Source organism: Methanolobus halotolerans (assembly GCF_004745425.1).
GTDB classification, from domain to species: Archaea; Halobacteriota; Methanosarcinia; order Methanosarcinales; family Methanosarcinaceae; genus Methanolobus; species Methanolobus halotolerans.
In genome coordinates this window covers 1-26,175 of sequence record NZ_PGGK01000014.1, presented here as the reverse complement: position 1 = coordinate 26,175, position 26,175 = coordinate 1, and the positions used below count along the sequence as shown (strand labels likewise).

Below are 26,175 nucleotides of genomic sequence, written 5' to 3'. Positions count from 1 at the left end.
GGTTACCTTAAAACCTTAAAGACGGGCGTCAAATACCTCATTTGCAGCCTCAACTCCGGCTCCGATATTCGGAATTACCCCTCTGTTCTTAAGCACGATCTCAAGTTGCTGGATTGTGAGCATGATGTCCTTTGGCATTGCATTGCCCATATGGCCGATCCTGAATATCTTGCCGCTTAAACGGTTCTGGCCGCCTGCTATCATGATACCCCTTGCCTTCATGTCCTTCTTGATGTCATCACTGCTGAGACCCTCTGGTGCCTTCATGGCTGAGACTGTATTGGAGTATTGGCTCTTTTCGTTGAGCTGTGGGAACATCTCAAGACCAAGGGCTTTGACTGCTGCACGTACTGCAACACCTTCTGTCCTGTGACGCTCCATCCGTGCATTCATACCTTCTTCCCTGACAATATGCAATGCTTCCTGCAATCCGAAGAAGAGCGGGATAGCCGGAGTGTAGGGTGTCTGGGTGCCTGGTTTGTCGGCGCTCTTCTTGTATGCCTTCAGATCAAGATAATATGGCATCCTGTCCATGTCATCCATTGCCTCGAACGCACGCTTGCTAACGGACATCATTGCGAGTCCCGGCGGTGCTGCGACACATTTCTGGGACCCGGTCACTGCGATATCAACACCCCAGTCGTCTATCTTCACGTCATCTCCGCCCAAAGAGGTGACACCGTCCATGATAAAAAGAGCATCGTGTTTCTTTGCAAGTCTGCCGATCTCTTTTGCAGGGTTCAGGATACCTGCGGAGGTCTCGTTGTGAACAAGGGTTATGGCTCTGGCACCATTCTCGAGTTTTTTCTCAACCTCGGCAAGGTCGAAGGAGTTACCCCATTCACAGAGTACAGGATCGACCTGCCCGTACCTTGCGGCAATGTCCTTGAAACGCTCACCGAACTTACCGTTCTCAAGAGCAACAACAGTGTCTTGCGGACCTATTGTACAGCCAATAGCAGCTTCCATTCCGGCAGTACCGGAACCACTGACGACAAAGATGTCATTACTGGTCTGGAAAATATCTGCCAGCACATCACGGCAGTCATCATACATCGCTGCAAACTCCGCACCCCGATGGTTGATCATGGGCCTGGACATCGCTCTGAGAACACGTGGTGCAACAGGAACTGGTCCTGGCATCATAAGAAGTGTATCTTCTATTTCCATGTAAATCTCCTAATCCTCATGTAATATAATATGTGAATGATATGTGAATGACAGAATTCCTCATAATTAAAATGTTTGGCGACTGAATGACTGAAGAGCAAACGAACTATGTTCACGGTAATTTAACTATTAAACTATCCGTGCCCCATATACAGCTTTATTATTTAAATCTATTATGAGTGTTGGATTATAAAGTCCCGTAGAATCTATCACCTGCATATATCATATAACAAAGACGCAGATTGACCTTCTTTACACCTGGCATCCATGTGGCCTTACATTTCCGGTAACGTATGATAGATCACATTGAAGGACCTGAGCACCTACAAACTTCAGGAACATTAAACGGGTAAACTTATACCCTTTTAAAAAAATAGTTTATTTAAAGAATGATCGCCTTAATTTCTTTCCTGGTAGTTATTTTACTTTCAAGGATTATAATAAGGATTGGTGCTGTTGCCCTGGAGATGACAGGACTGTCCAGGGACCTTGCAGCTTTTCCGGCCCAATCGGCGTTCTCTGGTGCAGGGTTCACAACATCAGAGTCCGAGTACGTAGTATCACATCCGGCAAGAAGGAATATAATCAGAATCCTTATTCTTCTGGGGAGTGCCGGTATAGCCTCATCCATAACTACCCTGATCCTTACATTTATAGGAAATACCAGCCAGGAAGCCAGGATTAACCTGATAGCCCTCTTTGCAGGTTTGATCATTATATATCTGTTTTTTCAATCCCGGTACATCGAGAGAATAATGAGAAAATTGATTAAACTATTGCTTTCCAGATTTACCTCAATTAAAGTCTATGATTATCAGCAGCTACTTGGTCTGACAAAGGGCTATTCAGTGGGTAAGGTAAAGGTCAGGGAGGACAGATGGTTGCCTAACAGGACCATAGGTAGTTTAAAATTGAATGAGGAGGGGGTTCTGGTACTGGGGATCTTCAGAGAACTTGAAAGTAAAGAGATATTTATTGGAAGCCCCGATGAAGAAACCGAGATACTACCCAAAGATATATTAATCTGCTATGGACCGAATGAGATAATCTCTGACCTTTCAGAAAGAACTAAAGGTTTATTAGGTTATGAAAAACATAAAATGGCAGTTGAAAACGCTAAAGCCAAAAAAGGTAAAGAAAAACTAGAAGAGAAAGAATAGAAAGTTTGCATTGATTTAAGTAATACAATGTCCATACTCAATTATAAGGGAGAAATTATTTTTGGGGAGATACATTGATGTCGAAGAAAACTTTACTTGATGTAATATTCGCATCAGATAAAAGGAAAAACGTACTCCTTATATTAAAGAATAGCCCAAAAGAGATGGAGGCGCTCCTTAAGTCATTGAAGACTACAAGGCAGGCATTACTTCCGCAAATGAGGATCCTTGAAGATCATCACCTTATTACCCGGCTGAGCGATGTGTATAAACTGACTACCATCGGGGAACTGATTGCGGATGAGATGATCCCTTTATTGTATACTGTAAATGTCCTGGACCATGATATAGATTTCTGGGGGGAACGCGATCTGGAATTTATCCCGCCTGAACTTCTGGACAGAATCCATGAGCTGGGCGAATATGAAATAAATGAGCCATCCATATCCAATATACATGAGCTTAACAAAGAGTTCACCGAAACATCTGCGACCTCAAGTAAAATGTGTGCTGTCACAACTATATTTCACCCAAACTTTATGGACCTGTTCGCTCTATGGACACAGAATAGAACAGAGATCACAATGGTTATCTCAGAGGAGCTTTTTCAAAAACTTAAAGAGGATTACCTGAGAGAGTTCCAGGAATTGCTGGATGATAATTATATTCGTTTCTATCTCTATGACAAGCCGTTCAATTTTGTCTACTTTGCATTAAATGACGAATGTATACTAATGACAATGCTGACAAAAGAAGGCTGGTATGACAACAAAGAGCTAATATCTTTAAGCAGTACTGCGCTTGAATGGGGGAGATCCCTTTTTGCTCATTACCTTAAAGATTCCAGACCAATAACCGAAATTTGAACGATATGTTATTTTTTCAACCAATAATATCCGCAGATTTGCATTTACTTAAGTAAGAATGAGTATAACTGGTTATAGGAGAGTAACCATTACGGGGTGCGTCAGCGATGAAAAAATCCTTACTTAACGTGATATTCGCTTCAGATAAAAGGAAAAACATACTTCTGACACTGCAGCATTGTCCCGTGGAAACGGAAAAGATTCTGCAAGCCCTAGTACCAACAGACAGTCATTACTCCCGCAGATAAGAATACTGAAAGACAACCATCTTATTAGCCATTTGAATGATATTTGCGAACTGACAACTATCGGGAACTAATAGTAAAAGAAATGAAACCCGTGCTGGCTACTATCAATGTTTTTGATGTTAACTCCGGGTACTGGGGAGCCCGTAAACCTGACTTTATTCCACCCCACCTGCTGAGAAGGATAAATGAGCGGGGGATTGCCAAATCATAACTCCTTCTTCCACAGACATGTATGCTCTTCCCAAAATGATATACGGAGAATTCGATAAATGTCAGAATATATCCAAAAGGTCCTGTTCTTTTTACGGAGTAACTGAGTTCTTTTACCCGAACTACCGTAGTGTATTCTCTGAAATGATTAAAAGGGGGTGTGGATATACACATAATCGTTACCCGGAATATGTATGCCAGTATACAGGATCATGAACATGCTGATTTTAAGGAAGTCGTAAAAAGCGATCGGTTCAATTTATACATCTATCCTGAGAAAATAGATTTCATGTCACTTGGATTAACTGACCACTACCTGATCATGCGTCTGCTGAATAAGGAGGAAGAGTACGATAACAGATATATCCTATGTTGCAACTCCGGCGCACTTCAATGGCCAAAAGAACTCTATCAATATTACTTTAAAGACTCCGTACCTGTAACTAAAAAATAGATCCGGCTTCATTTTGTAATCCAGAAAACCGATTTCAGCACAGGCCTGCTCCAAATACTTCACAGGTTCTATTCACTCAGCAGCTTCACAATATCATACTTAGTCACAACCCCCACGACCTGACCTATTTCCAGTACAAGGACGGCAGGGTTTCTTTCCAGCATATGAGAGACCATTTTAATATCAGCATTCGGGGAGACGGTCGGGAAGGAATCCCCCATCATTTCCCTTATCAGCATATGGGATACTGCGGATTTCTTCTTATCAGCCAGCGACCTTATTATCATTTCCTCGGAGATACTTCCCACCGGCACACCTTTTGAGAGAACAGGAATCTGGGAGATACTATGTTTTTCCATGATCTGCACAGCAACATCGATATGATCTTCTGGTGCAGCAGATATCACATTTGTGTTCATGATATTACCTACCTGGATATCTTCCTTTTCAACATCTTCGAAGACATCGATTATCTTCTTCAGGGTCGATAGTCTGGGATCGACATCGCCTGATTCTATCCGGGCTATCAGGGGCTGGCTGACACCTGCACGCCTGGCAAGGTCATTCTGCGTGAGACCAAGATCCGTCCTCTTACCTTTCAATTCCGATGGTGTTGGAAGTTGCATATTATTACTGAAGGTAATTATCCTATTAAGATATTACGTTTGTTAAGAAAAGGAACATCTGAATAAAAAATTGGGATATAGTTAACAAGAAAATGTTTTCAGTATCCAAGCCGCATTGGAAATAGAAGAAATCGAAAATAGTATTCCAATATTATTCAATAGTTCCGTCTTGGTAGTATTTGTGTTACCTTGAAAAACTTCAAGCTGGTAAAGTGTATATCCTCTCAGCAAAAAATATATGATTCCCCAATTGCAAACGTCAGTCCAGCCGGAGCAAAAAGATTCGGATAAGAGTCTGAAACTTGACCAGTAGTGATTCCATTGACCAAGGAGGATGTTAGGCAGCGCATTGACAGCAATCATGAACAAAAAAGTTACTAATACAACAATTCTGATCATTGTGTTTCTATGCTTTCTTTCCATTCATTTTCATCTCATTTTTAATGTATACCCAACATTGATAGTAAAATTAATGGTTGTGTAGAAATATTCAATTATCATCAACTCTCAATTAAATAAGATATACATATACGCATCTGCAAAAAAATGTATTAGCTTATGTATTTAAGATATTCGGATATCACTGTATGAGTGATAACTGTTCATGCAATATAGGGTATCGCCATCAGGAAATGGAGAACAATCTAAGGGACTAGCAGGTTGAGGAGACTGCAGAGCTTGTGATTGAGAAACTGAAAGAAGAAACTTGTGTAAATGTTCGATTTATATACTCCACATTTTTGTGGAGGGATATAGGTAACCGTAATTTTTTGTACGCTTGTTATCAAACAGAACTATTTAGAAAAAGCTAAAATAATCTATTTTAGGTATTCTATATAGATTAACTTTATTAGTTTTTACTTAACATTAACATAGAATGAAATCAGATGATAATAAAACCAAAGTTCTCTTTATCTGCGTTCACAATAGTGGTAGAAGTCAGATTGCTGAAGAGTATTTAAAAAGAATTGCAGGAGACAAATTTGAAGTTGAAAGCGCTGGATTAGAGCCTACCCAAATAGATCCATTCGTCCAAAAAGTTATGGAAGAAGATGGTTTTGATTTAACTGATAAAAAGACTCAATCAGCATGGGATCTTTTCAGGAAAGGTAAACTCTACAAGTATGTCATAACTGTATGCAATAAAGCCTATGAGAAAGATTGTCCAATATTTCCCAGACCATATATTCAATTGAACTGGCCATACCCTGATCCTGAATCATTTAATGGAACTGATGAGGAGAAATTGGCACAAGTCAGATCATTGAGAGATTCCATAAAAAAGAGGGTTGAACAATTTGTTAAAGAAACTATCAATGTTTAAACTGACATTCTTTAACAATTCACAAAATATGCTATTCATATTCTTAATCTTAAAATTCAACTCTCCTTCCCTTGCTATTTTCTTCAAATAATGTAGAGTACTTTTGAGAATCTCATTTTCCCCCTTTTCCCTTAAGATTTTCCCCTTAAAATAAGATATTTCAGAACAGCATTATAATTTCATGTAAGTAGCCAATTCAAAAAGACCACCGAGTATTGTATAAGCATCGATACGATACAAAACATTATATATTACTTGTATTCACTATTTATCGTTTGGTTTGACTGAACATAACGCTATAAATTTAATTTGTAGAAATAAGTTATGAAAGCTAATAAAAAAAAATTATTATTGGTATAAATCTATTAGATAAGGTGCTTTTTGTGAACAAAAGAAATGAAACTTTAGTGGTCTCCATAGCAATTATTTTTTTCATAGCTATTTCGGCTTTCATAACTAATTTGATTGGTGAAGAACAACAACCTATTTACCTTACCATATCTACTTCTGCTGTGTTGACTGAAGCGTTCACAGATATAGAAGAAGAGTTTGAAGCTGAAAACCCGGAGATAAATGTCATAATGAACTTTGCAAATGCTGGTTCTCTAAGGATGCAAATAGAAGGAGGGGCACCTATAGATGTGTATGCGCCTGCAGACAGAGTTCAAATGGATATTCTGGCCTCTCATGGATACGTTTACAACGATTCCCGTAAAGACTTTGCAGGCAGTTACCTTGTGATAATAGTTCCAAAAGGCAATGTTCTTAACCTCACAACAATGGAAGACCTTTCAAAGCATGAAGTAAAAAAAATAGCTTTCACAGATACAGAAGCGTCAACTGTGGGCAAGTATGCAAAGCAAGAGCTGATTGAAAAATGCCTATGGAATAGCGTGCAAAATAAAATGGTAATAGGTGACACGGTGAAAAACGCAATGGTCCATGTAGAGAGAGGAGAAGTTGATGCAGGATTTGTCTTCAAGACAGATGTCAAGACCGCAAAACCTGGCACAATAGAAATGATAAGTTCTGCCCCTATGAGCAAAACTATTAACTATTCCATAGCTGTAGTTGCATCCACCCAGCATCAGAAAGAGTCTCAGATGTTCGTAGATTTTGTCACGGGAGAAAAAGGTAGTTTTATCTTGGAGCAGTACGGTTTCATAATTCCAAAGCATGATTTAGAAAGTGCCTAATCCTTATGACCGTATAAATACTCCTGGAACTGATGAGGATGACTTTTTTAACTTGTACTTTACTCCAAAGTTCTACCATGCACTGGCATTGTTAATTATCATAATTGCCATTTTGTCACAAAAATTTCAGAATGATGCAATTTTATTAGGTAACTAATTTACTACTAGCCTAATAAATATCAATATTTCTAGTTCTACGATGTTACTAATTCAATAATTCTTCAGTAATTAATTCTAAAAGTTCCGTTTTTTGCCTTACTATATCCCTGAATAAAAAATAGGGATGTGAATGAATCTATTCTGGCCCTTAAAGACAATTATCTGAAATAAATGAAGAGACCAGCAATATAAGCCAGATATGTACCAAGTATTAGAGCACCTTCCCACCTTTCCAGTTTTCTTCCAGTAATACCGAATATGACCAGTAGGAAGATGATAAGCAGCATTACCGGGAAATCGTATACCAATGATTGTTCCAGGATGCCCAGGGTCCTTATCTGAGAAGAGACTCCTAGAATGAGAGTTATATTCATTACGTTAGCACCCAGGATGTTACCGATGGAAATGTCCTGATGTCCCTTCAATGTTGACGAGACCGCAGTTATGAGTTCAGGGAGGGATGTTCCCAGGGCAACCAGGGTCAGACCTATGAGGATCTCCGGTACTCCCAGTAACTCTGCCAGAGTTATACCCGTGTTGATCAGTATACGGCTGCCAATAATAACCAGGCCTGCACCTAAAATAAAAAATATGATCTCTTTTTTCATATCACTTACAGGCGCTCTTACAAGATCATCATCGGATTCTTTGAAAATAGCGCGCTGGGATTTATAGTTATAATACAGGAAACCCACGAACACAGCCAGAAAGATCAGGCCATCAATATATGAAATCTGCCCGTTTATTGTCAGCAGGATCAGTAATAATCCCGAAAGGAGCATAAAAGCACTTTTGCGTACAAAGCTGTGTTTTTCTACAGGTATGGCCCTGATAAGAACAATAGTACCGAGAACAAGACCTGTGTTACATATTACAGAGCCGACTGCATTGCCTACTGAAAGATCCGTATGGCCGATGTAAGCTGCTGTAGCAGATACCGCTAACTCGGGAGATGTTGTGGCGAAACTCACGATGGTGGCACCTATGATTATCTTTGGTATGCCGCTTTTTTCGGATATGACCACCGCAGACTCAACGAACCAGTCGGCACCTTTGGCGATCATTACAAGGCCCACTATCAGCAATGCAATTGTTTCGATTACCATGAGACTGCCTATAATGCACCATTGCATTTAAAGATTAGAGTTATACAAGAGGAGGGAGGCGAAGCAGATAGACAGAGTAAAAATTAAAATGCAGTAGAATTATCATCAGGAGATTATTCCAGTCCCAGCATCGTAACTGCTGTAACGATCAGTATCCCAAGACCAACCATGCGGACAGAATGTTTGATAAGACTCTGCTTTGCAAGTTTTCCGGAAAACATACCAAGTACTGAAAGGATTACGATACTGGATGCTATCGCTACCTCGATCTGGTAAGCATCCAGAAGCAAGAAAGGTAACATTGGTACCAGTGAACCCAGGAAGCTTGAACCGCCATGGAAAAAGGAATCGCTCCATATCTTATTCCTGACTTCCTGCTCCAGCCGGGTGCGTTCAAGACTCCTGAGCAATGGCTTTTCCATTTCTGCAAGTCTGCCGTACTCCACAGCGCTCTCTGCGAGATAGGAACCGACTCCGTTTGTCAGTGCAAGGGCCACAGCCCCTCCGAGTGCGGCGTTAATAACAATTGCAGGGTCATCCGATACATGGGATATCCCAATAACAACTCCCAGGACAGCAAGAATGCCGTCGATACTGCCCAGTATGATATAGCGACCCTGCTCGGTCTTTAGTTTCATATCAATGCCTCTGGAAACTAACTATTTCATGGTTTTTTATAATAGGATACTAAAGCAGATAAATATACACACAAACCTTTTTGCTTTTCCGGATGTTAGCAGATAACGTTTATTTCAGGTCAGAGTATACAAGTCACCTTTACTGAGGAATTTAACCATGAAAGTCCACCCACGATGCACCTATTGCCTGCTCTCAAGAGTACATATGGAAGCGGAACTATCCACCGATGATACCGGGCTCATACATGAAACCGTTATGGGGGGTATTGAAGTTCTCAACAGGATATACACACCCGGTATGCCTGCTGCGGCCCTCTCAACACCAATGCACAGAAGGGCCTATGAGATACTTAAAGACAATGACCCCTACATCGAGAAAAAAGAATTGAGTACCATAGTAGCAGAAAAGTTCCTACCTGCCATCCGTTCCCATGTATTCGATGGTAACGGAGATGATATTGCTACGTTCAAGCGTGCAGTACTTGCAGCTGTGATAGGAAACTATTTCGATTACGGAGTAATGGGACTTGAAGTGCCGATAGATATTTTCGAGGAGACATTCAGGGAGCATTTCAAACGCGGACTGGACATAGACGATACTGACAGGATGCTGGATAAGCTCAGCAACGTAGTATATCTGGCTGACAACTGCGGAGAGATCCTCATTGACACACTTGTATTTGAGATGATAAAGAAAATGGGCGGGAAGATAACACTTGTGGTCCGCGGTGCCCCCATTCTCAATGATGTGACCATGGAAGAGATCCTGCAGTCCGGCATTGAAGCGAAAGTTGACCGGGTGCTTACAACAGGTTCCAATGCAATTGGGATATGTTTTGACGAAGCTCCCTCGGAACTGAAAGAAGCTCTGGAAAATGCTTCGCTTATCATAAGCAAAGGCATGGCCAATTATGAGACATTATCAGAAGAGAATTATAGGCCGATAGCATATTTGCTAAAGGTCAAGTGTGATCCGGTAGGGGAAGATATCGGTGCTCTAAAAGGCTGCTCAGTAGCCAGATTGTTAGAATAAAGGGAGGAAAAGCAAATGTGTGAACTAAATGCTATAGTAATAAAAGGGGATGAGCGTAAAACAATTATGGAATCCGTTACAAAGATGATTGTTGAGGGGGATTCTATCCAGCTTTATGGTATCTTCGGAGAAAAAGAGACTATTAAAGGTTCGATAAAAGAAGTCGATTTTTCGAAAGGGGAAACTATAATACTTGGAAAATAGTATACAGGGTCAAAAAGTTTGTAAATGGATCTACAGAGCCTGTATTGTTTTCACTCAAGCAGCAATCAGAATTTTAGATCAAATGGAAGGGATAATAGATGTCAAAAGTGAAAGTAGCGATAAACGGTTACGGTACCATTGGAAAGAGAGTTGCAGACGCTGTTAGCCTGCAGGACGACATGGAGATCATAGGTATTTCCAAGACCAGGCCAAACTTTGAAGCCTCGATTGCGGTCGATAAAGGTTATGCCGTATATGCACCGGCCGAAAAGGTGGATGCAATGAAAAAAGGTGGCATATCCGCTGCGGGTACAGTGGAAGATATGGTTAAGAGTGCGGATATCGTCGTTGATTGTACCCCCGGAGGTATAGGAGAGAAAAATAAACAACTTTACGAAAAAGCAGGTGTCAAAGCCATCTGGCAAGGTGGTGAAGATCATGAGCTTGCAGGTATTTCTTTCAATGCAACAGCCAACTACCAGGAAGCTCTGGGAGAAGATTTCGTAAGGGTTGTCTCCTGTAACACCACAGGACTTTCCAGGGTCATCTATGCGGCCGATCAGGAATATGGTGTCAAGAAGGCCAGGGTTACACTCATGAGAAGAGCAGCGGACCCAAATGATATCAAGAAGGGGCCGATAAACGCAATCGTGCCAAACCCGATAACTCTTCCGTCACACCACGGTCCTGATATAAAGACAGTAATGCCACACATTAACATAACAACCACGGCGGTTAAGCTTCCCACAACTTTGATGCATGTACATACAGTGAACATGGAACTTGAAAAGGATTGCACTACTGAAGATGTGAAGGACCTGTTTTCAAAACAGTCCCGTATTATGCTCCTTGGTCAGGGAATTGGCTCAACTGCGGAGATCATGGAACTTGGAAGAGACCTCGGACGCCCCAGGGGAGACATGTGGGAGAACTGTATATGGAAGGATTCCATAACCGTGGATGAAGGTGAACTGTACTTCTTCCAGGGAATCCATCAGGAATCCATCGTGATCCCCGACAATGTGGATGCTATCCGCGCCATGATGGAACTTGAGAGCGATGGTGCAAGATCTGTAGAAAAAACTAACAGAACAATGGGTATCTGATACCCGTTCACTATTTTTATGCCGCAAAATGGTTATTTCCTTAAGCTCAGCAACAGGATAGCTGATGCTGTCCATGAAAAAATAGAACATATTGTCGGGACACCTGGTGCAAATGAAGTTGTATATATGGGAGCGGACGGCACCCCGACAAAGATGATAGATGATATAGCCGAGAAAACCATTTTAGATATACTAAGCAGGGAAAGAAGGTCCTTAAGAATACTGAGTGAAGAATGCGGCGAAAGAATAATAGGCGATAAACCTGAATTTACCATAATAATCGATCCGATCGACGGGACCTATAATGCATCCTTCGGAATTCCTTTTTACAGCATATCCCTTGCTATAACAACTAAAGGTCCGCAGGAAGTCTTTTTCGGGTATGTGAAGAATCTGGCGACAAAAGATGTATTCTATGCAGAGAGAGGAAAAGGAGCATACTTTAATAGCCGGAGAATACAAACATCCAATAGGCTGGAAATAAACAAGTTATGCATCAGTGTTTACGGATACCGGCCCCACATAAAAGAAACTGCCACTTTATGCAGGAATGTCAGAAGGGTCCGGGTCCTTGGAAGTGTGGCACTTGAGCTTTGTTATGTTGCAGCCGGTAAGTTAGATGCATTCGTTGATGTGAGGGGGTCCTTACGCCTAACAGATGTAGCGGCTGGAAAGCTGATCGTAGAGGAAGCCGGAGGAAAGGTTACTGATAGCTCCGGAGCTACTCTTGAACTGGGAGACTGCATCCTCAACAAAGTATATATGGTGGCTTCCAACGGTCATGTACATGAGACAATATTAGATCTTTCGAGGGGAGATTCGCATGAGGGTTAAAAAAATAGGCATTGTTTCGCGTTTTGATAACCAAGAAGCTCTGGACATGGCCAGGAAGATTATAGAGGCCTTTGAAGAAAAGGTTGATATTGTCCTGTCTCCGGGAACTGCAGAGCATCTTTGCATCAATGACAGGTGCACTCCTGTTGAGAATATGCGGGACGAAGGTGTTGAGCTTATAATCTCCGTAGGAGGAGATGGCACAGTACTACGCAGCATCTCCAAAATGGACGACCCGCTTCCAACGCTGGGTATCAATCTGGGAACATTGGGGTTCCTTGTAGATGTGCAGCCTGATGAAGCCATAAGTGCCATGGAGGATGTCCTGAGAGGGTTCACGTACACAGAGCGTAGCAGACTTGCAGTACACATCAATGGAAGAGCTCTACCTCCGGCAACGAATGAAGTGGTGCTTATCACCGCAAGACCTGCAAAGATACTTACTTTCAGGGTATCCGTGGATGAATCCATGATAGAGGAACTACGAGCTGACGGTGTTGTATTTGCAACCCCTACAGGTTCGACGGCTTATGCAATGAGCGCAGGCGGCCCAATCGTCGATCCCAGGGTTGATGCATCATTGATCGTGCCGCTTGCACCCTTCAAACTTTCCGCACGCCCATGGGTCGTACCTGCAAGCAGTAAGATCTCAGTGGAAATGACCATTCCTGAAAAGGAAGCTGCTATTGTGATCGATGGCCAGCATTCCTACAACATAAAGGCCAGTGACAAGGTCATACTTACGAAAGCAAAGAACCCTGCAAGATTTGTCAGCAGCTCTATCAACAGTTTTTATGAAAAGGTCCAGAGCAAACTTGCATAACGCAGACCATGGCGCAACTCATTTGTGAGCAAGTATATGCTGCAATTTGCTGAAGATGCAATCAGCTGCCTTCTGCTTACTAAATAAAGATTGCCATTTGGCGACAGGCTTTTAACGGAAAAGAAGACTAAAAAACCTAAAATTTATATTCAGTATTGGAGATGTTCGTCATTTACAGGAATTAAGAACATGTCAGAAGTTGAAGCTTATTCAAGAAATAAACTTATCGATTATCTTAACCTACCACCCCTTGATATAGAGATATGCGATGTTACCCTCAGGGATGGTGAGCAGACACCGGGAGTGGTCTTCACCAGAGATGAGAAGGTAGCACTCGCCACCGAACTTGATAATGTCGGGGTAGATATAATCGAAGCCGGGTTCCCGGTGGTATCATCTGCTGAAAAAAATATCGTTAAAGAGATCGCAAACATGGGGCTGAATGCAAAAACATGCTGCCTCTCGCGCTCGGTCATTGGTGATGTCGAAACAGCAGTTGATTGCGATGTTGATTTTATAAGTATTTTCATTGCAATGTCAGAACTTCATCTTAAATACAAGTACCATAAGAGCTATGAAGAGATGTTCGCTTCTGCAATGAGCGCGATAGAGTATGCAAAAGAACACGGCGTAGGAGTAAGGTTTGCTGCGGAGGATGGCACAAGGACCGATGTAGAGGTCCTGAAAGAAGCTTTCATTGCTGCTGAAGACTACAAGGTGGATTATGTCAGCATCGCAGACACCATCGGTATACTCAATCCCAGCACAACCCATTATCTGGTCAGTGAAATTAAAAAAGTAGTGCACACACCTATCTGCATACATTGCCATAACGATCTGGGACTGGCAACCGCAAATACACTGGCAGCCGCAGAGGCAGGTGCAAAACAACTTCACACAACCGTCAATGCTATAGGAGAAAGAGCAGGCAACGCATCCCTCGAGGAACTGATCGTCGCCCTGAGGGTGCAGTACGGGATTGCCAGGTATGATACAACCAGACTGGTAAAGCTTTCAAAAATGGTTAATGAGTTCTCGGGAATCAGGCCAGCCGTCAATAAGGCTATTGTCGGCGAAAATGCATTCTCACACGAATCAGGCATACATGTATGTGCCATCCTTGAGGAACCACGGACTTATGAACTATTCAGTCCGGAAATGGTCGGAGGGATACGTCACCTCATAGTGGGCAAGCACACTGGTACGAAGGCATTAAGAGGCATAGTGAAGAGTATGGGATATGAACTCGAAAGAGAACAGCTCTGTATGCTACTCGACAAAATAAAGAACTGTACGGAAGCAAAGAAAGGCATACCTCCGTCCAGGCTGGATGAAATGATCAGAGATATCTGCAGGTTCTAATAATCCACCATGGCATCTTTTTTCCTGTGAGAACCCGGCAGAACATCATTACTTGTTTTATCACGGGAACCTCCGGAATTCTTTGCCTCAGGGACGTATTCATCGTAATAGTTCATCTGATCATTCTCAAGAACGATAACGTAATCTGCGGAATTCCTCAGCGCAGTCGAGAATCCCGGTTCCACGCCGAATATGATTGTTTCTTTGCCATGTTCGTTCGCCTTGTTCAGAAGGGGCTTGAAATCAGCATCCCTTGTGACCAGTGCAAGAGTATCGATGGTGGGATTGTACACTAGTTCCATCCCCTCCACAGCAAGTCGCACATCCACATCACTTGAACAGATGATCGGTTCAAAACCATTGTTCTCAATAGCTTCAACAAGTTTATCGGATGCATACTGGTTCAGGAATACCCTGCCTATCTTTACATTCCCATACTCCTTTAACACATCTCTTATCTCTTCGAGATTTACATTGAACTCCTTTCGGAGTACATTCGGACCATCCACAAGTAAGCCTATACTGCGCCTGCCAGTTTCCTTCTTTGTACTAAGGTACTTGACAATAGAGTTCAGTCCGGTTTTAACATTGGCCATGATACCTCTTTATAATGATAATAATTGTTACAATTGCTTACATACAATACTAAAGATGTAATACATCCTACATATTTACTATAGATAATATAATAACGTGTAAATGTTTAACTATGATAGCATATAATTCTTACTGAAATATCACCATAATTACAATAGATACCACAGGACAAGATTTACTTTCAAAGAATATCCGCGAGTAGTTTTTCTTTCACGTCCACCCCCGGGACAGAATTCTCTTCCAGCCTGAAATGGTTTACCAGTCTCCCACCTTTCTTTACCCTTGTATAGCGAATTTCACCACTATGTTTTATAAACATATCCACAACTTCTTCGAATTGTAATCTCTCCATTTCAGACAACTCGATCAGACTCTCCCTGTCTGACAGCCAGTTGTAGACCCTGAGCACAGTGACCTCCCTTACCCTTTTCAGATCCTCCGTGTCCTTGAAATCATCAACATATACTGAACGCTTCAACCGGGGAGACCAGCCGGCTAGCTTCTCTTGCATGTCGATGAACTGAACAGGCATCTCTTCATTCTCTGCCGGGCGTGGAAAAAAGCATTTGAGGTGACTTATGTCCTTTTCCAGCAGGATCACCTCCTGTAGTAATAATATGGATTGTTCTGTGCATCCTTCTTATTGTCTTTACGAATAGCGAACCCCATTAAAAGGCCCACAAGTATGCCACTCAGATGTGCCGTATGTGCTACCATATCATTGGACCCGATATATAGGAAATCAATCAAAGCAAACAGAACCAAAGCATGCCATATCTTCATCGGGATGAAATATACATAAACCCTCATTTCAGGAGCTATGACCGCAAGTGCGGCAAAGACACCCAGTATGGCACCGCTTGCTCCGACAACCGGCGCATTGCTGGTAAGAGAGTAACCGAGCGCTGCTACGATTCCTGCGATGAAGAAAACCCTCATAAAACCACTCTTGCCGGCCCGCCGTTCAAGTTCCGGCCCGAAGAAGAAGAGGACCAGCATATTGAAGAAAAGATGGAAGAAACCCACATGAAGGAACATATGAGTTATCAGCGTCCAGGGACGCTCAAAGAGCAGACCCGGAACCAGCATCAAAGCTTCAAAATAACCGGGTACCAACTGCAGGATAAATGAGAACACACAAAGATAAATAATAGCCATTGAAGGGCTACTCTTCATGGAATACTTTATGTTAGACCCGAATCCGTTAACAGCACTTTTCGCAGCATACTTTGCAGTATTCTTTAACATCCCTTTGAGAATATCATCTGCTTCAGGGACAGTATTACCAGCATTTCTGCTACCGGAACCATGTTCTCTTGCATATTCAAGGCCTGCACATGCATGTTGCTCGGGAAGCCTGTGAATGGAGCAGAACACTTTACCACAAAAGCGGCATTTGAAAGGGATGTACTCTTCTCTGCCGCATATCCAGCATTTTTTGTCCAAAACATTCACCGTATCAAAATATTCGGTTCCAATAAGGTTCGCATCAAATAAAACTATTTCCGGACAAACAGGAGAGCATGTCAACGTTTATCAAGAATAATCATTATAGATATCGGAAAACTTATATGTGAAAATTGCTTATCAGGATAAGACCAAAAACTGTTTGAGTTACAATTTATCCTATATGTGAAACTATGAGACTTTTATCACATATAATCGTGATAAATCCGGAAACTTTTTTATATAGGGTTGTTGTAATAGAACACCCGGAATAACAGTTCCAAATTTATTACGGATTGTAATGTATATAATACATGTTAATACGATTTTATTTTTTAGTAATACACCTAAAGGAGGATAAGATACAAAATGAGCGATATACCAACTGGACACATATCCATTGACGAATTGGAAAATGTTCAGATCACGATCGGCAAGATAGTAGGTGCCATTGAAAAGAAAGCAATGGAAGAAGGAGTTGTAGTAGGCCCTACTCCAAAACCTGGAATCTCTGATCTGAGAGATTGGGATTACAAACTTCTTTCTCGTTACCAGCCAGTTTACACCCCAGTCTGTGACCAGTGTTGCTACTGTACATTTGGTAAATGTGACCTTGGGGGGAACAAGGAAGGTGCCTGTGGAATCAACATGGAAGCCCATCAGGCCCGTGAAACCCTTCTCAGGGTAATCACCGGTGCCGCAGCACATGCAGGACATGGCCGCCACATTCTGCATCACCTTATAGGCATTTATGGTCATGATAAGCCTATAGATGTAGGGCCTTCAAACCTGCTTGCACCAAATACCCAGGCAGTAACAGGCATCAAGCCTGAAACACTTGGCGACCTGGAAGAAGTTATGGATTATGTTGAAGAGCAACTTACACAATTGCTTGCAACGATCCACGCAGGACAGGAAGGAGCAGCCATGGATTTCGAGTCAAAGATCCTCCATGGAGGAATGCTTGATCACGTTGGCATGGAAGTATCGGACCTTGCTCAGGTCTCATGTATGGGGATGCCTAAATCTGATCCGGAAGCTCCTCTCGTGGAGATTGGAATGGGTTGCATCGACTCAAGCAAACCTGTGCTTCTTGTGATCGGACACAATGTTGCAGGTGTAACCAACATTATGGATTACATACACGACCATGGACTTGAGGACAAGATGGAACTTGCCGGCCTGTGCTGTACTGCCATCGACATGACGCGTTATCAGATGGACAAAGGTGGCAAGCCACATGCCAAGGTCATCGGTACCCTGGCAAAGGAACTCAAGATGATAAGGTCTGGCGTCCCTGATGTTATCGTGGTTGATGAACAGTGCGTAAGGGCAGATGTCCTTGACGAGGCAAAGAAACTTTCAATTCCGGTCATCACAACAAATGAGAAGATCATGTATGGTCTGCGCAACAGATCAAAGGACAGCCCTGCAGAGATCATTGAAGACCTTGCCAGCGGAAAGGAAGCCGGAGCCCTTATTCTTAACTTCGATGTCCTTGGCGAGGTAGCTCCTGAGCTTGCAATAAAGATGTCAAAGATCCGTGATGAAATGGGGATCAAGGCACTTCCAAGCGAGGAAGAGCTCCGGGAACTCTCAGCAAAGTGCGTTCAGTGTGGCGCATGTGAAATGGATTGTCCGGACAATCTTCCTATAATGGAAGCGATGAAGACAGGTGCTGAAGGAGATTATACCAAGTTCGAGTACCTCCATGACATGTGCATTGCCTGTGGAAGATGTGATCAGGCATGTCCAAAGGACATTCCCGTTCTTAATATGATAGAGAAGGCGTCCCAGAAGCTCATCCGTGAAGAAAAGGGCCTTATGCGCGCAGGCAGGGGACAGGTGAGCGACCCGGAGATCCGCCAAGAAGGTGTCAACCTCGTACTTGGAACAACACCCGGTATCATTGCAATGGTCGGATGTTCCAACTATCCGAGTGGTACAAAGGACCTTTATACAGTTGCAGATGAGATGCTCAAGAGAAACTACATTGTAGTAATGTCCGGATGTTCCGCAATGGACCTCGGAATGTACAAAAACGAAGATGGAGAGACGCTCTATGAGAAGTACCCTGCAAAGTTCCTCGCCGGTAACCTCATCAACGTGGGTTCGTGTGTTTCCAACTCACACATAACAGGAACAGCCATCAAGGTTGCAGCAATCTTTGCACAGAGGCAGGTCTCCGGCAACTATGAAGAGATTGCCGATTACATCACAAATCGTATCGGTGCCGTTGGTGTTGCATGGGGTGCATATTCCCAGAAGGCAGCCTCAATTGCGTCAGGATGTAACAGGCTTGGTATCCCTGTAGTCGTAGGACCGCACGGCTCCAAGTACAGAAGGGCTCTTATTGGTAAACCATATGAAGAGGAACACTGGAAGGTATATGACGCAAGGGATGGTTCTGAAATGCCGATCCCGGCTTCCCCGGAGTTCCTGCTGACAACAGCTGAATCTATTGAAGAGCTGTTCCCGATGCTGGCAAAGAACTGTATCCGCCCGTCCGACAACAACATGGGAAGGATGATCAAGCTCACCCACTATATGGAGCTCAGCCAGAAGTATCTCGGACATATGCCAGAGGACTGGTACAAGTTCGTAAGGACAGAGACAGACCTTCCGCTTGCAAAGCGCGAGGAACTTCTTAAGATGCTGGAGAAAGACCACGGATGGGAGATCGACTGGAAGCGTAAGAAGATCCTTTCAGGACCGACAATGAAATCTGATGTTTCAGCCCAGCCTACAAATGTAAAGAGACTCTGCAAGGGGGAATGTTAAATGGTCGATACAACCAAGAACACAATGATCTATACCACCTGGGGCAGAAAGACAGCAAAGCCCATGAATCCTAATGTGGGCGGAAAGATGATCCTGAAAGCAAAGAGACCCCTTCTGGTTGTCGGATCTGAGATCGTTGGAAATGAGATACTCACAGAGAAAACGATCGCAATTGCAAAGAAAGGCATCCAGGTTGCTGCAACCGGGCACTCTATAACCGTCTTTAACGGCAAGGATGTGGGTGCAAAGTATATCAACGTCCACGCTCTCGCGCACTATCTGGGAGACAAGAAATGGAGTGGTCTTGACGGACAGGGGCCATATGACGCCATTCTATTCCTAGGACACAAGAAATACTATCTTGACCAGGTTCTTTCAGGTCTCAAGAATTTCACAGACCTGAAGACAATAGCCATCGAAAGACATTTCATGCAAAATGCTACATGGTCATTCGGTAACCTCAAACCTGAGGTACACCTTGAAGCGCTTGACGAGTTTATTGAGAACTTATGATATTAATGGTGACAATACGGAGAACTAATCATGGCAGATGAATTCCCTTTTGAAATATCTCCTATGTTTGAAGGAGAAAGAATTAGAAAAGATGGTATGTATGCAGAACTTGCAGGCCCGAAATCCAAAGGATTCGAACTTGTAAGAGCAGCAGACATGGATGAGGTTGAGGACGGCAAGTTCACATTAATAGGTCCCGACATCTCGGATATGGAAGAAGGTTCCAGGCATCCTCTTGCAATGATCTACAAGATCGCCGGCGAACTCGTGGAAGCAGACCTTGAGTCCATTGTTGAAAGAAGGAACCACGAATTCCAGAATTACATACAGGGTTTTATGCACCTGAACCAGAGAGACGATGTCTGGATGAGGGTCAGCAAGGATGCAGTTGCAAAGGGCATGACATCCTTCGAAGCTGTTGCAAAGGCCATCATGATGCTTTTCAAGAACGAGCTCCCGTTCATAGAGAAGGTCGAAGCTATCTACATCACTGATATGGATGAAATCGAGAAGGAGATCGAGAACGCAAAAGCAGTCTACAAGTCAAGGGATGAAAGGACACGTGACCTTCATGACGAAGATGTAGACACATTCTATGGATGTACACTCTGTGCATCATTCGCTCCTACAAATGTCTGTGTTGTAACACCTGACAGGATATCACTCTGTGGTGCCATTAACTGGTTCGACGGAAGGGCAGCAGCAAAGGTAGATCCCGAAGGTCCGCAGTTCGCAATCCCGAAAGGAGATGTGATCGACGCAGAATCCGGAGAATACACTGGTGTCAATGAAGCTGCAAAGAGACTGTCAAGCGGAGAATACGACCGCATAAAACTGCACTCATTCTTTGAGTACCCGCACACATCCTGCGGATGTTTCGAGGTAGTAGGTTTTTATATTCCTGAAGTTGACGGCATCGGATGGGTTGACAGGGACTTTGCAGGCACAGCACCCAATGGCCTGCAGTTCTCAACCATGGCAGGACAGACCGGCGGAGGTAAGCAGGTCGTAGGCTTCCTTGGAGTAGGTGTCAACTACTTCCGTTCACCAAAGTTCATCCAGTCAGACGGTGGCTGGGACAGGGTCGTATGGATGCCAAAGATGCTCAAGGACAAGATAGCGGACAGTATGCCGGAAGATATACGCGAAAAGATAGCAACCGAAGAGGATGCATCAGATGTCGACAGTCTCAGGAACTTCCTCAAAGGCAAGAACCACCCGATAATTGAAAAGTGGGAAGAGGAAGAAGCTGAAGAGGAAGAAGCTCCGGAAGCAGCGGCTCCGCAGGAAGGATACGCCACTCCTCAGATGCAGATGCCTGCAAACTTCATGCCACCTATGCCAGCGATGGGCGGCGGTGGATCCGGCGGTGTTAAGATCATATTGAAGAATGCAAAGGTCAGCATCGACAAGGTAATCATAAAAAAGCAGGACTGAGAGGTCTTCTGTGGCTAAGATAATTGCAGTGACAGGTAAAGGTGGCACAGGGAAGACGGCAATCACCAGTCTTCTCATCCGTCACCTTACAAGAGGTGACAAGGTAGTCCTTGCAGTTGATGCGGACCCTGATACCAACCTTCCGGAAACACTTGGATGCGAAACCAGCAAAACTATTGGCGATATAAAAGAGTACATGCACGAGGAACGTGACAGTCTTCCCCCCGACATCAACAAGGAATCGATATTAGAGTCAAAGCTCTATGAGATCCTGGAAGAGATGCCCGGATATGACCTGATGGTCATGGGAAGACCAGAGGGTTCGGGATGTTATTGTTATGTCAATAATCTGCTTCGTGGCATCATGAACAAACTAGTTACAAATTATGATGTGCTCATCATTGATGCTGAAGCCGGACTGGAACATTTCAGCAGGAAGATCTTCAGGAACGTTGATGACCTTATTGTGGTCACTGATGGTTCACGCAGAGGCCTCAGGACGGCAGAGCGCATCCGTGAACTTGTGAGTGAGCTCGAAACAGAGGTCTCCAGCATCTATGTTATTGCAAACAAGGTCACAGACGCAAACCGTGAGAAGATCGCCAGTACTGCGGAAGAACTCGGTCTTGAACTGATAGGATTGATCCCCGTGGACGAGATGATAATCGAGAGAGATCTTGCAGGGGAACCTTTATTTGATCTTCCTGACGATTCGGTTGCAGTACAGGAAATTGAGAAGATCGCTCAGAAACTTGGTTTGTAAGAAAAATATCATATGGCGGAATGCACATGGCAAAGAAAATGAAATTATCACAAATTAGTGATATATTGCAGGACCTCGATGTGGAATCACTTGAAGGTGTGACCATCGAAGGTGACATTGAGCTCAATATATCAGGCGGAGGAGGATTAAATCCGGCACTGGCCTATGCCCTGGGTAATGAGATATCCCAGATATCCCTGCATATGGCTAACATCGGAAGAATGCTCGGCTTCCCTGCTGAGCAGTTATTCGCATCTGCTTTCGGGATGGCTGAGTCCCCCCAGGCACTTCAGACTCCCCCCCGGATTCAGGAACTCATTGATTCCAGATTTGAGGTTTCAAAGGTTGATAACTGGAAGAACAAAATCCAGGAAGTCACACTCGGTGCAACCTCAGCCGACGGCGGCTCAAGGAAGAGCACTGTTACCCTTGGAGGAGAGAATGCACTTCCATATTACTTCGATGCTGAGATGCCACACAGGAACTACGTTACAGTAGACGTGTTTGATATGCCCATTGGCATGGCAAAGGCGGTCAAGGGCAATTATGAAGATGTTATCAACGACCCGGCAGAATGGGCAAAAAAGGTCGTGCGTGATTTCAACGCTGACATGGTGACCATTCACCTCATCTCAACCGACCCGCTCATCAAAGATACCCCTGCAAAGGAAGCTGCAAAGGTCGTTGAAGATGTACTGCAGGCAGTTGACGTACCTATCGTCATCGGAGGGTCAGGAAATCCTGAGAAGGACCCCGGGGTGCTTGAGAAGGCAGCCGAGGTTGCAGAGGGAGAGAGAGTACTGCTAGCATCTGCCAGCCTGAACCTTGACTATGAAAGAATAGCAAAGGCAGCTATCGACCACGGGCATGTTGTCCTCTCATGGACACAGCTTGAGATCAACGCCCAGAAGGAGCTCAACAGGAAGCTCATGAAACAGTGTAATGTCCCAAGGGACAGCATTATTATGGATCCGACAACAGCAGCACTGGGATACGGACTGGACTATGCATATACAAACATGGAACGCATAAGGCTCGCAGGTCTTATGGGTGATGACGAACTCACTTTCCCCATGTCGTCCGGTACCACCAATGCATGGGGTGCCCGTGAGGCATGGATGGTCTCATCCCCGCTAAAGCAGGATTCCGACTGGGGACCAAGGGAATACCGAGGACCTATCTGGGAGATCGTCACAGGTCTTGCACTCTCACTTGCAGGTAATGATATGTTCATGATGATGCACCCGACATCCGTACAGGTGCTCAAGGAAATAACACAGACACTCTACGGCTCTATCGAGACCGAAGAGATAGACATCACCAACTGGATCGGAGCGGAGGTGTGACAGATGAAGATCAACAGTCCGCTGGAAGCTTATAAGTTCCTGCCTGCCACCAATTGTGGCGAATGTGGTGAACAGACATGTATGGCCTTTGCAGCACACCTTATCGACCGATCAAAGGACCTGACAGAGTGCACACCAATCCTGGAGGAAAAGTTCAGAAAGAAATATGAAGAACTTGATGCGCTCCTGGCACCTGAGATCAGGGAAGTTGTGATAGGTGTTGGAGATAATGTTGCAAATATAGGTGGAGATGACGTCCTTTACAGACATAAGCTCACATTCTTCAACCAGACAAAGTTTGCTTATGACGTGTGGGATACCATGGATGAAAAGGACCTTATTGAGAGGGTGAAGTACATCCAGGATTTCAAGAAGTTCTATGTCGGTAATTTCCTTACTGTGGACATGGTAGCCGTACGCTCCACATCAGGCGACCCCGAGAAGTTTGCTGCGGTGGTCAGTAAGGTCGTTGAAACAACACACCTGCCAATTATTCTCTGTTCGTTCGATCCTGAAGTCCTTAAAGCGGGTCTTGAGGTCTCAAAGGACAGAAATCCATTGCTTTACGCCGCAAACAAGGACAACTGGAAGGAAGTTGCAGACCTTGCTCTGGAGTACGATGTACCTGTGACACTCTTTGCACCGAATGACCTTGATCTGCTCAAGTCAATGGCAAAGACCTTCGCAGAGATGGGTACAGAGAAACTCGTACTCGACCCGGGAACATTCCCCACCGGAAAGCAGCTCAGGCAGACTTTCAACAACTTCATCAAGGTACGCAGAGCAGGCATTGAAGGTGACCGTGAGATAGCCTATCCCATAATGGCAGTGCCTTTTACAGCATGGATGGCTCATGACGACCCTGTGAGCGCATCTTACTGGGAAACCGTGGTAGCATCAGTATTCACCATCAAATACGGTGACATAATGATCCTCCACAGCACAGAGCCTTACGCAATGCTTCCTGAACTGCATATCCGTGACACCATCTACACAGATCCGAGGAAGCCTGTAATGGTCGACCCGGGCATGTACGAGGTAGGTGAGCCAACTGCGGATTCTCCCGTACTGGTCACAACCAACTTCGCTCTTACTTATTACACAGTAGAGAGTGACATCTCATCCAACAAGATCGACTGTTACCTCTGGGCCATTGATACCGAAGGTATCGGTGTGGAGGCTGCAGTGGCAGGCGGACAGCTCACAGCTGCCAAGATCAAGAAGGGGATTGAGGAATCAGGGTTTAACCTTCAGACGGATACAACACACAACACCATCATTCTCCCTGGACTCGCAGCACGTCTGCAGGGTGACGTTGAGGATGAGACCGGCGCTAATGTCATGATTGGTCCTGCAGATTCCGGAAGAATCCCCGGATGGATGGAAAAGAATTGGCCACCGCAGAAGAAATAATTCTGCTGAAATAATTAATGAACTTTCCGTGCAGAGATGCACGGAGCTCTTTCTCTTTTTAAGGGAAGATGCAGTGAATCTGAAACTCATAAGTATAGTTGTATGATCTGGTGCTAGATCAGAAAATATTTTATATAATCCCGAATCCTATATGTGGAAAAGCATGGAACCAATCATAAGACGTATCAACAGCCTTGAAGTATCAAAGGAAGGAAAACATTGCACCATTATTGGTAATGTTGCAGATGTCAGTGATGAATATGTCTTGAAACTTGCTGAGTGGGCCACTACTTTATGGGATTATAGCAGAATAACCATGTGGAAAAAATCGGATTCCATGGAGCCAGGTTACTTCATCCGTGACAGTGCCGATGGAAAGTACAAATTACATGTCCTTGACGATGAAGAGCTTGAAGCTCTTTTTGGTGCAGCCCGCAAAGATAGTCCAAAGAAACTTCCGGGATGGGAAAAGAAGGAACTTGTAGCTTATGTGGATTGGTTTGTAGACCTGTGAACTAACCATGAACTAGAAGTTCTTGAATTTTGAGAAAATTCTCAAGGAATACCTATCAGTACAATGTGATAAATTCCTTCCTACTGAAATAATAAGGAAGAGAGGATTTAAAATCCACAATCATCAGCCATTATTCCCGGATGTGGGTCCTTTGTAAGACCCACCCTTATCTTCGATTCAATGTATTTGAGGTACTCGCACTTCCCCGTTTTCCTGAAAATAATGCACTCAGTACAGTAGATCATCTTGTTTTTTTCCGAATATCCGATTGATTCTATTATACACATTTTCCCACCCTGCCATTATTGGTTTAAGTTCCGAATTGCAATGCTCGCAAGATATCCCAATATCATTTATCTCAATCCTTGGCCCGATAACTGCAATATTTCCCCGACCCGTTATTTTGCACCGATCCCACCAATCATGAACCTGATCAGTTCCAGGTCTTCCGGATCAATGGACGTTTCATACTGACCTTTGACAATAAATTTAAAATCATTTTCCGGTTTTATGTCTGTATTTATATTTCTATATGGATCCACACACTTTTTAATGTTTCGCATCATTATTTGCTCCTTTCATCTTTGTTACAAATCCAGTATTGGTTGCGGAACATATATATTTAATGTAAATACTATATATATGTGGCCATAAAATATATAGTTAGTGTGTAGCAAGCAGAACAATATTGCTTCTCTTAACATTGATTGTCTTATATTGGCTCTGTAGAAATCCTCATTTGAATCAAACAAACAATTTTGGCATACCTGCCAAGGTTGTTTACTATTAGCTTTATTTTAATCTCTTTTACCTGATTCCAGTGCTTCCTAGCCTTTATTTCCTCAC

General features: G+C 43.6%; 29 protein-coding genes. 19 read left to right on the top strand and 10 right to left on the bottom strand.

From position 1 onward, the window contains the following. Positions 1-15 precede the first annotated feature (15 nt). Both CUN85_RS10860 and CUN85_RS13195 read right to left on the bottom strand, forming a co-directional pair. Positions 16-1,170: a pyridoxal-phosphate-dependent aminotransferase family protein gene (locus CUN85_RS10860; RefSeq protein ID WP_135390344.1), complete on the bottom strand. Its 1,155-nt coding sequence runs from the start codon at positions 1,168-1,170 to the stop codon at positions 16-18. A gap of 382 nt (positions 1,171-1,552) precedes the next feature. Further along, positions 1,553-1,885: a hypothetical protein gene (locus CUN85_RS13195; protein ID WP_205804436.1), complete on the bottom strand. Its 333-nt coding sequence runs from the start codon at positions 1,883-1,885 to the stop codon at positions 1,553-1,555. Between the two features lie 40 nt (positions 1,886-1,925). Between CUN85_RS13195 and CUN85_RS13190 the strand changes: the two genes are divergently transcribed. From CUN85_RS13190 to CUN85_RS10845, 4 genes are all read left to right on the top strand, one after another. Beyond that, positions 1,926-2,330, top strand: a complete 405-nt coding sequence (locus tag CUN85_RS13190) for a TrkA C-terminal domain-containing protein (protein ID WP_205804434.1) — start codon at positions 1,926-1,928, stop codon at positions 2,328-2,330. A 77-nt stretch (positions 2,331-2,407) separates the two neighbouring features. Further along, the gene (locus CUN85_RS10850) at positions 2,408-3,196 is read left to right on the top strand and encodes a helix-turn-helix transcriptional regulator (protein ID WP_135390342.1); all 789 of its coding nucleotides are present in this window, start codon (positions 2,408-2,410) and stop codon (positions 3,194-3,196) included. A 291-nt stretch (positions 3,197-3,487) separates the two neighbouring features. After that, a complete protein-coding gene (locus CUN85_RS13035; RefSeq protein WP_167848861.1) occupies positions 3,488-3,655 on the top strand; it encodes a hypothetical protein in 168 nt (55 codons plus the stop codon). A gap of 159 nt (positions 3,656-3,814) precedes the next feature. Then, the gene (locus CUN85_RS10845; protein WP_135390341.1) at positions 3,815-4,108 is read left to right on the top strand and encodes a transcriptional regulator FilR1 domain-containing protein; all 294 of its coding nucleotides are present in this window, start codon (positions 3,815-3,817) and stop codon (positions 4,106-4,108) included. A 68-nt stretch (positions 4,109-4,176) separates the two neighbouring features. Here CUN85_RS10845 and CUN85_RS10840 read toward each other — a convergent pair whose 3' ends face one another. Next, positions 4,177-4,734, bottom strand: a complete 558-nt coding sequence (locus CUN85_RS10840) for a CBS domain-containing protein (RefSeq protein WP_135390340.1) — start codon at positions 4,732-4,734, stop codon at positions 4,177-4,179. Positions 4,735-5,611: 877 nt separating this feature from the next. On the opposite strand from CUN85_RS10840, the gene CUN85_RS10830 reads away from it, so the two are divergent. After that, complete coding sequence (locus tag CUN85_RS10830) at positions 5,612-6,058, top strand: arsenate reductase ArsC (protein WP_135390339.1); 447 nt, start codon at positions 5,612-5,614, stop codon at positions 6,056-6,058. Positions 6,059-6,441: 383 nt separating this feature from the next. Then, a complete protein-coding gene (gene modA, locus CUN85_RS10825; protein WP_135390338.1) occupies positions 6,442-7,254 on the top strand; it encodes a molybdate ABC transporter substrate-binding protein in 813 nt (270 codons plus the stop codon). A gap of 317 nt (positions 7,255-7,571) precedes the next feature. Here modA and CUN85_RS10820 read toward each other — a convergent pair whose 3' ends face one another. Both CUN85_RS10820 and CUN85_RS10815 read right to left on the bottom strand, forming a co-directional pair. Beyond that, positions 7,572-8,519 (bottom strand): calcium/sodium antiporter, encoded by a 948-nt coding sequence (locus tag CUN85_RS10820; RefSeq protein ID WP_135390337.1) that lies wholly within the window; start codon positions 8,517-8,519, stop codon positions 7,572-7,574. Positions 8,520-8,632: 113 nt separating this feature from the next. After that, the gene (locus CUN85_RS10815; RefSeq protein WP_135390336.1) at positions 8,633-9,157 is read right to left on the bottom strand and encodes a VIT1/CCC1 transporter family protein; all 525 of its coding nucleotides are present in this window, start codon (positions 9,155-9,157) and stop codon (positions 8,633-8,635) included. Positions 9,158-9,314: 157 nt separating this feature from the next. On the opposite strand from CUN85_RS10815, the gene CUN85_RS10810 reads away from it, so the two are divergent. The 6 genes from CUN85_RS10810 (at position 9,315) to CUN85_RS10785 (ending at position 14,519) form a co-directional block, all read left to right on the top strand. Next, the gene (locus CUN85_RS10810) at positions 9,315-10,190 is read left to right on the top strand and encodes a damage-control phosphatase ARMT1 family protein (RefSeq protein ID WP_135390335.1); all 876 of its coding nucleotides are present in this window, start codon (positions 9,315-9,317) and stop codon (positions 10,188-10,190) included. 15 nt (positions 10,191-10,205) lie between these two features. Next, on the top strand, positions 10,206-10,394 hold the full coding sequence (locus tag CUN85_RS10805; RefSeq protein ID WP_135390334.1) for a CooT family nickel-binding protein: 189 nt from the start codon (positions 10,206-10,208) through the stop codon (positions 10,392-10,394). 98 nt (positions 10,395-10,492) lie between these two features. Beyond that, positions 10,493-11,500 carry a type II glyceraldehyde-3-phosphate dehydrogenase gene (locus CUN85_RS10800; protein ID WP_135390333.1) on the top strand — a complete coding sequence of 336 codons (1,008 nt, stop codon included), beginning with the start codon at positions 10,493-10,495 and terminating at the stop codon, positions 11,498-11,500. A gap of 18 nt (positions 11,501-11,518) precedes the next feature. Continuing rightward, a complete protein-coding gene (locus CUN85_RS10795; protein ID WP_135390332.1) occupies positions 11,519-12,334 on the top strand; it encodes a bifunctional fructose-bisphosphatase/inositol-phosphate phosphatase in 816 nt (271 codons plus the stop codon). Then, positions 12,324-13,157, top strand: a complete 834-nt coding sequence (locus CUN85_RS10790) for an NAD(+)/NADH kinase (protein ID WP_135390331.1) — start codon at positions 12,324-12,326, stop codon at positions 13,155-13,157. Before CUN85_RS10795 ends, CUN85_RS10790 begins: the two co-directional genes overlap by 11 nt. A gap of 189 nt (positions 13,158-13,346) precedes the next feature. Next, positions 13,347-14,519 (top strand): homocitrate synthase family protein, encoded by a 1,173-nt coding sequence (locus CUN85_RS10785; RefSeq protein WP_135390330.1) that lies wholly within the window; start codon positions 13,347-13,349, stop codon positions 14,517-14,519. On the opposite strand, the gene CUN85_RS10780 is transcribed toward CUN85_RS10785, so the two are convergent. From CUN85_RS10780 to CUN85_RS10770, 3 genes are all read right to left on the bottom strand, one after another. Next, entirely contained in the window at positions 14,516-15,115 is a 600-nt protein-coding gene (locus tag CUN85_RS10780) for a TIGR00288 family NYN domain-containing protein (protein ID WP_135390329.1), read from the bottom strand. The two genes, CUN85_RS10785 and CUN85_RS10780, sit on opposite strands and share 4 nt — an antisense overlap. Positions 15,116-15,297: 182 nt before the next feature. Next, positions 15,298-15,717, bottom strand: coding sequence for a hypothetical protein (locus tag CUN85_RS10775; RefSeq protein WP_235856299.1), 420 nt, complete (start codon positions 15,715-15,717; stop codon positions 15,298-15,300). Then, entirely contained in the window at positions 15,714-16,571 is an 858-nt protein-coding gene (locus CUN85_RS10770) for a rhomboid family intramembrane serine protease (RefSeq protein WP_394346225.1), read from the bottom strand. The genes CUN85_RS10775 and CUN85_RS10770 overlap by 4 nt, the downstream gene beginning before the upstream one ends. 360 nt (positions 16,572-16,931) lie before the next feature. Between CUN85_RS10770 and cdhA the strand changes: the two genes are divergently transcribed. The 7 genes from cdhA to CUN85_RS10735 all read left to right on the top strand — a co-directional run bounded on the left by cdhA (position 16,932) and on the right by CUN85_RS10735 (position 25,329). Further along, entirely contained in the window at positions 16,932-19,343 is a 2,412-nt protein-coding gene (gene cdhA, locus CUN85_RS10765) for a CO dehydrogenase/acetyl-CoA synthase complex subunit alpha (protein WP_135390327.1), read from the top strand. Then, complete coding sequence (gene cdhB / locus CUN85_RS10760; protein WP_135390326.1) at positions 19,344-19,856, top strand: CO dehydrogenase/acetyl-CoA synthase complex subunit epsilon; 513 nt, start codon at positions 19,344-19,346, stop codon at positions 19,854-19,856. A gap of 30 nt (positions 19,857-19,886) precedes the next feature. Beyond that, positions 19,887-21,293 carry a CO dehydrogenase/CO-methylating acetyl-CoA synthase complex subunit beta gene (gene cdhC / locus CUN85_RS10755; RefSeq protein WP_135390325.1) on the top strand — a complete coding sequence of 469 codons (1,407 nt, stop codon included), beginning with the start codon at positions 19,887-19,889 and terminating at the stop codon, positions 21,291-21,293. A 10-nt stretch (positions 21,294-21,303) separates the two neighbouring features. Further along, the gene (locus CUN85_RS10750) at positions 21,304-22,056 is read left to right on the top strand and encodes an ATP-binding protein (protein ID WP_135390324.1); all 753 of its coding nucleotides are present in this window, start codon (positions 21,304-21,306) and stop codon (positions 22,054-22,056) included. A 26-nt stretch (positions 22,057-22,082) separates the two neighbouring features. Then, on the top strand, positions 22,083-23,402 hold the full coding sequence (gene cdhD / locus CUN85_RS10745) for a CO dehydrogenase/acetyl-CoA synthase subunit delta (RefSeq protein WP_135390323.1): 1,320 nt from the start codon (positions 22,083-22,085) through the stop codon (positions 23,400-23,402). 3 nt (positions 23,403-23,405) lie between these two features. Then, on the top strand, positions 23,406-24,815 hold the full coding sequence (gene acsC / locus CUN85_RS10740; RefSeq protein ID WP_135390322.1) for an acetyl-CoA decarbonylase/synthase complex subunit gamma: 1,410 nt from the start codon (positions 23,406-23,408) through the stop codon (positions 24,813-24,815). A 163-nt stretch (positions 24,816-24,978) separates the two neighbouring features. Then, positions 24,979-25,329 (top strand): hypothetical protein, encoded by a 351-nt coding sequence (locus tag CUN85_RS10735; protein WP_135390321.1) that lies wholly within the window; start codon positions 24,979-24,981, stop codon positions 25,327-25,329. 107 nt (positions 25,330-25,436) lie between these two features. Here CUN85_RS10735 and CUN85_RS10730 read toward each other — a convergent pair whose 3' ends face one another. Beyond that, positions 25,437-25,616: a hypothetical protein gene (locus CUN85_RS10730; protein ID WP_135390320.1), complete on the bottom strand. Its 180-nt coding sequence runs from the start codon at positions 25,614-25,616 to the stop codon at positions 25,437-25,439. Between the two features lie 111 nt (positions 25,617-25,727). After that, positions 25,728-25,895, bottom strand: a complete 168-nt coding sequence (locus CUN85_RS13030) for a hypothetical protein (RefSeq protein WP_167848860.1) — start codon at positions 25,893-25,895, stop codon at positions 25,728-25,730. Positions 25,896-26,175 lie beyond the last annotated feature (280 nt).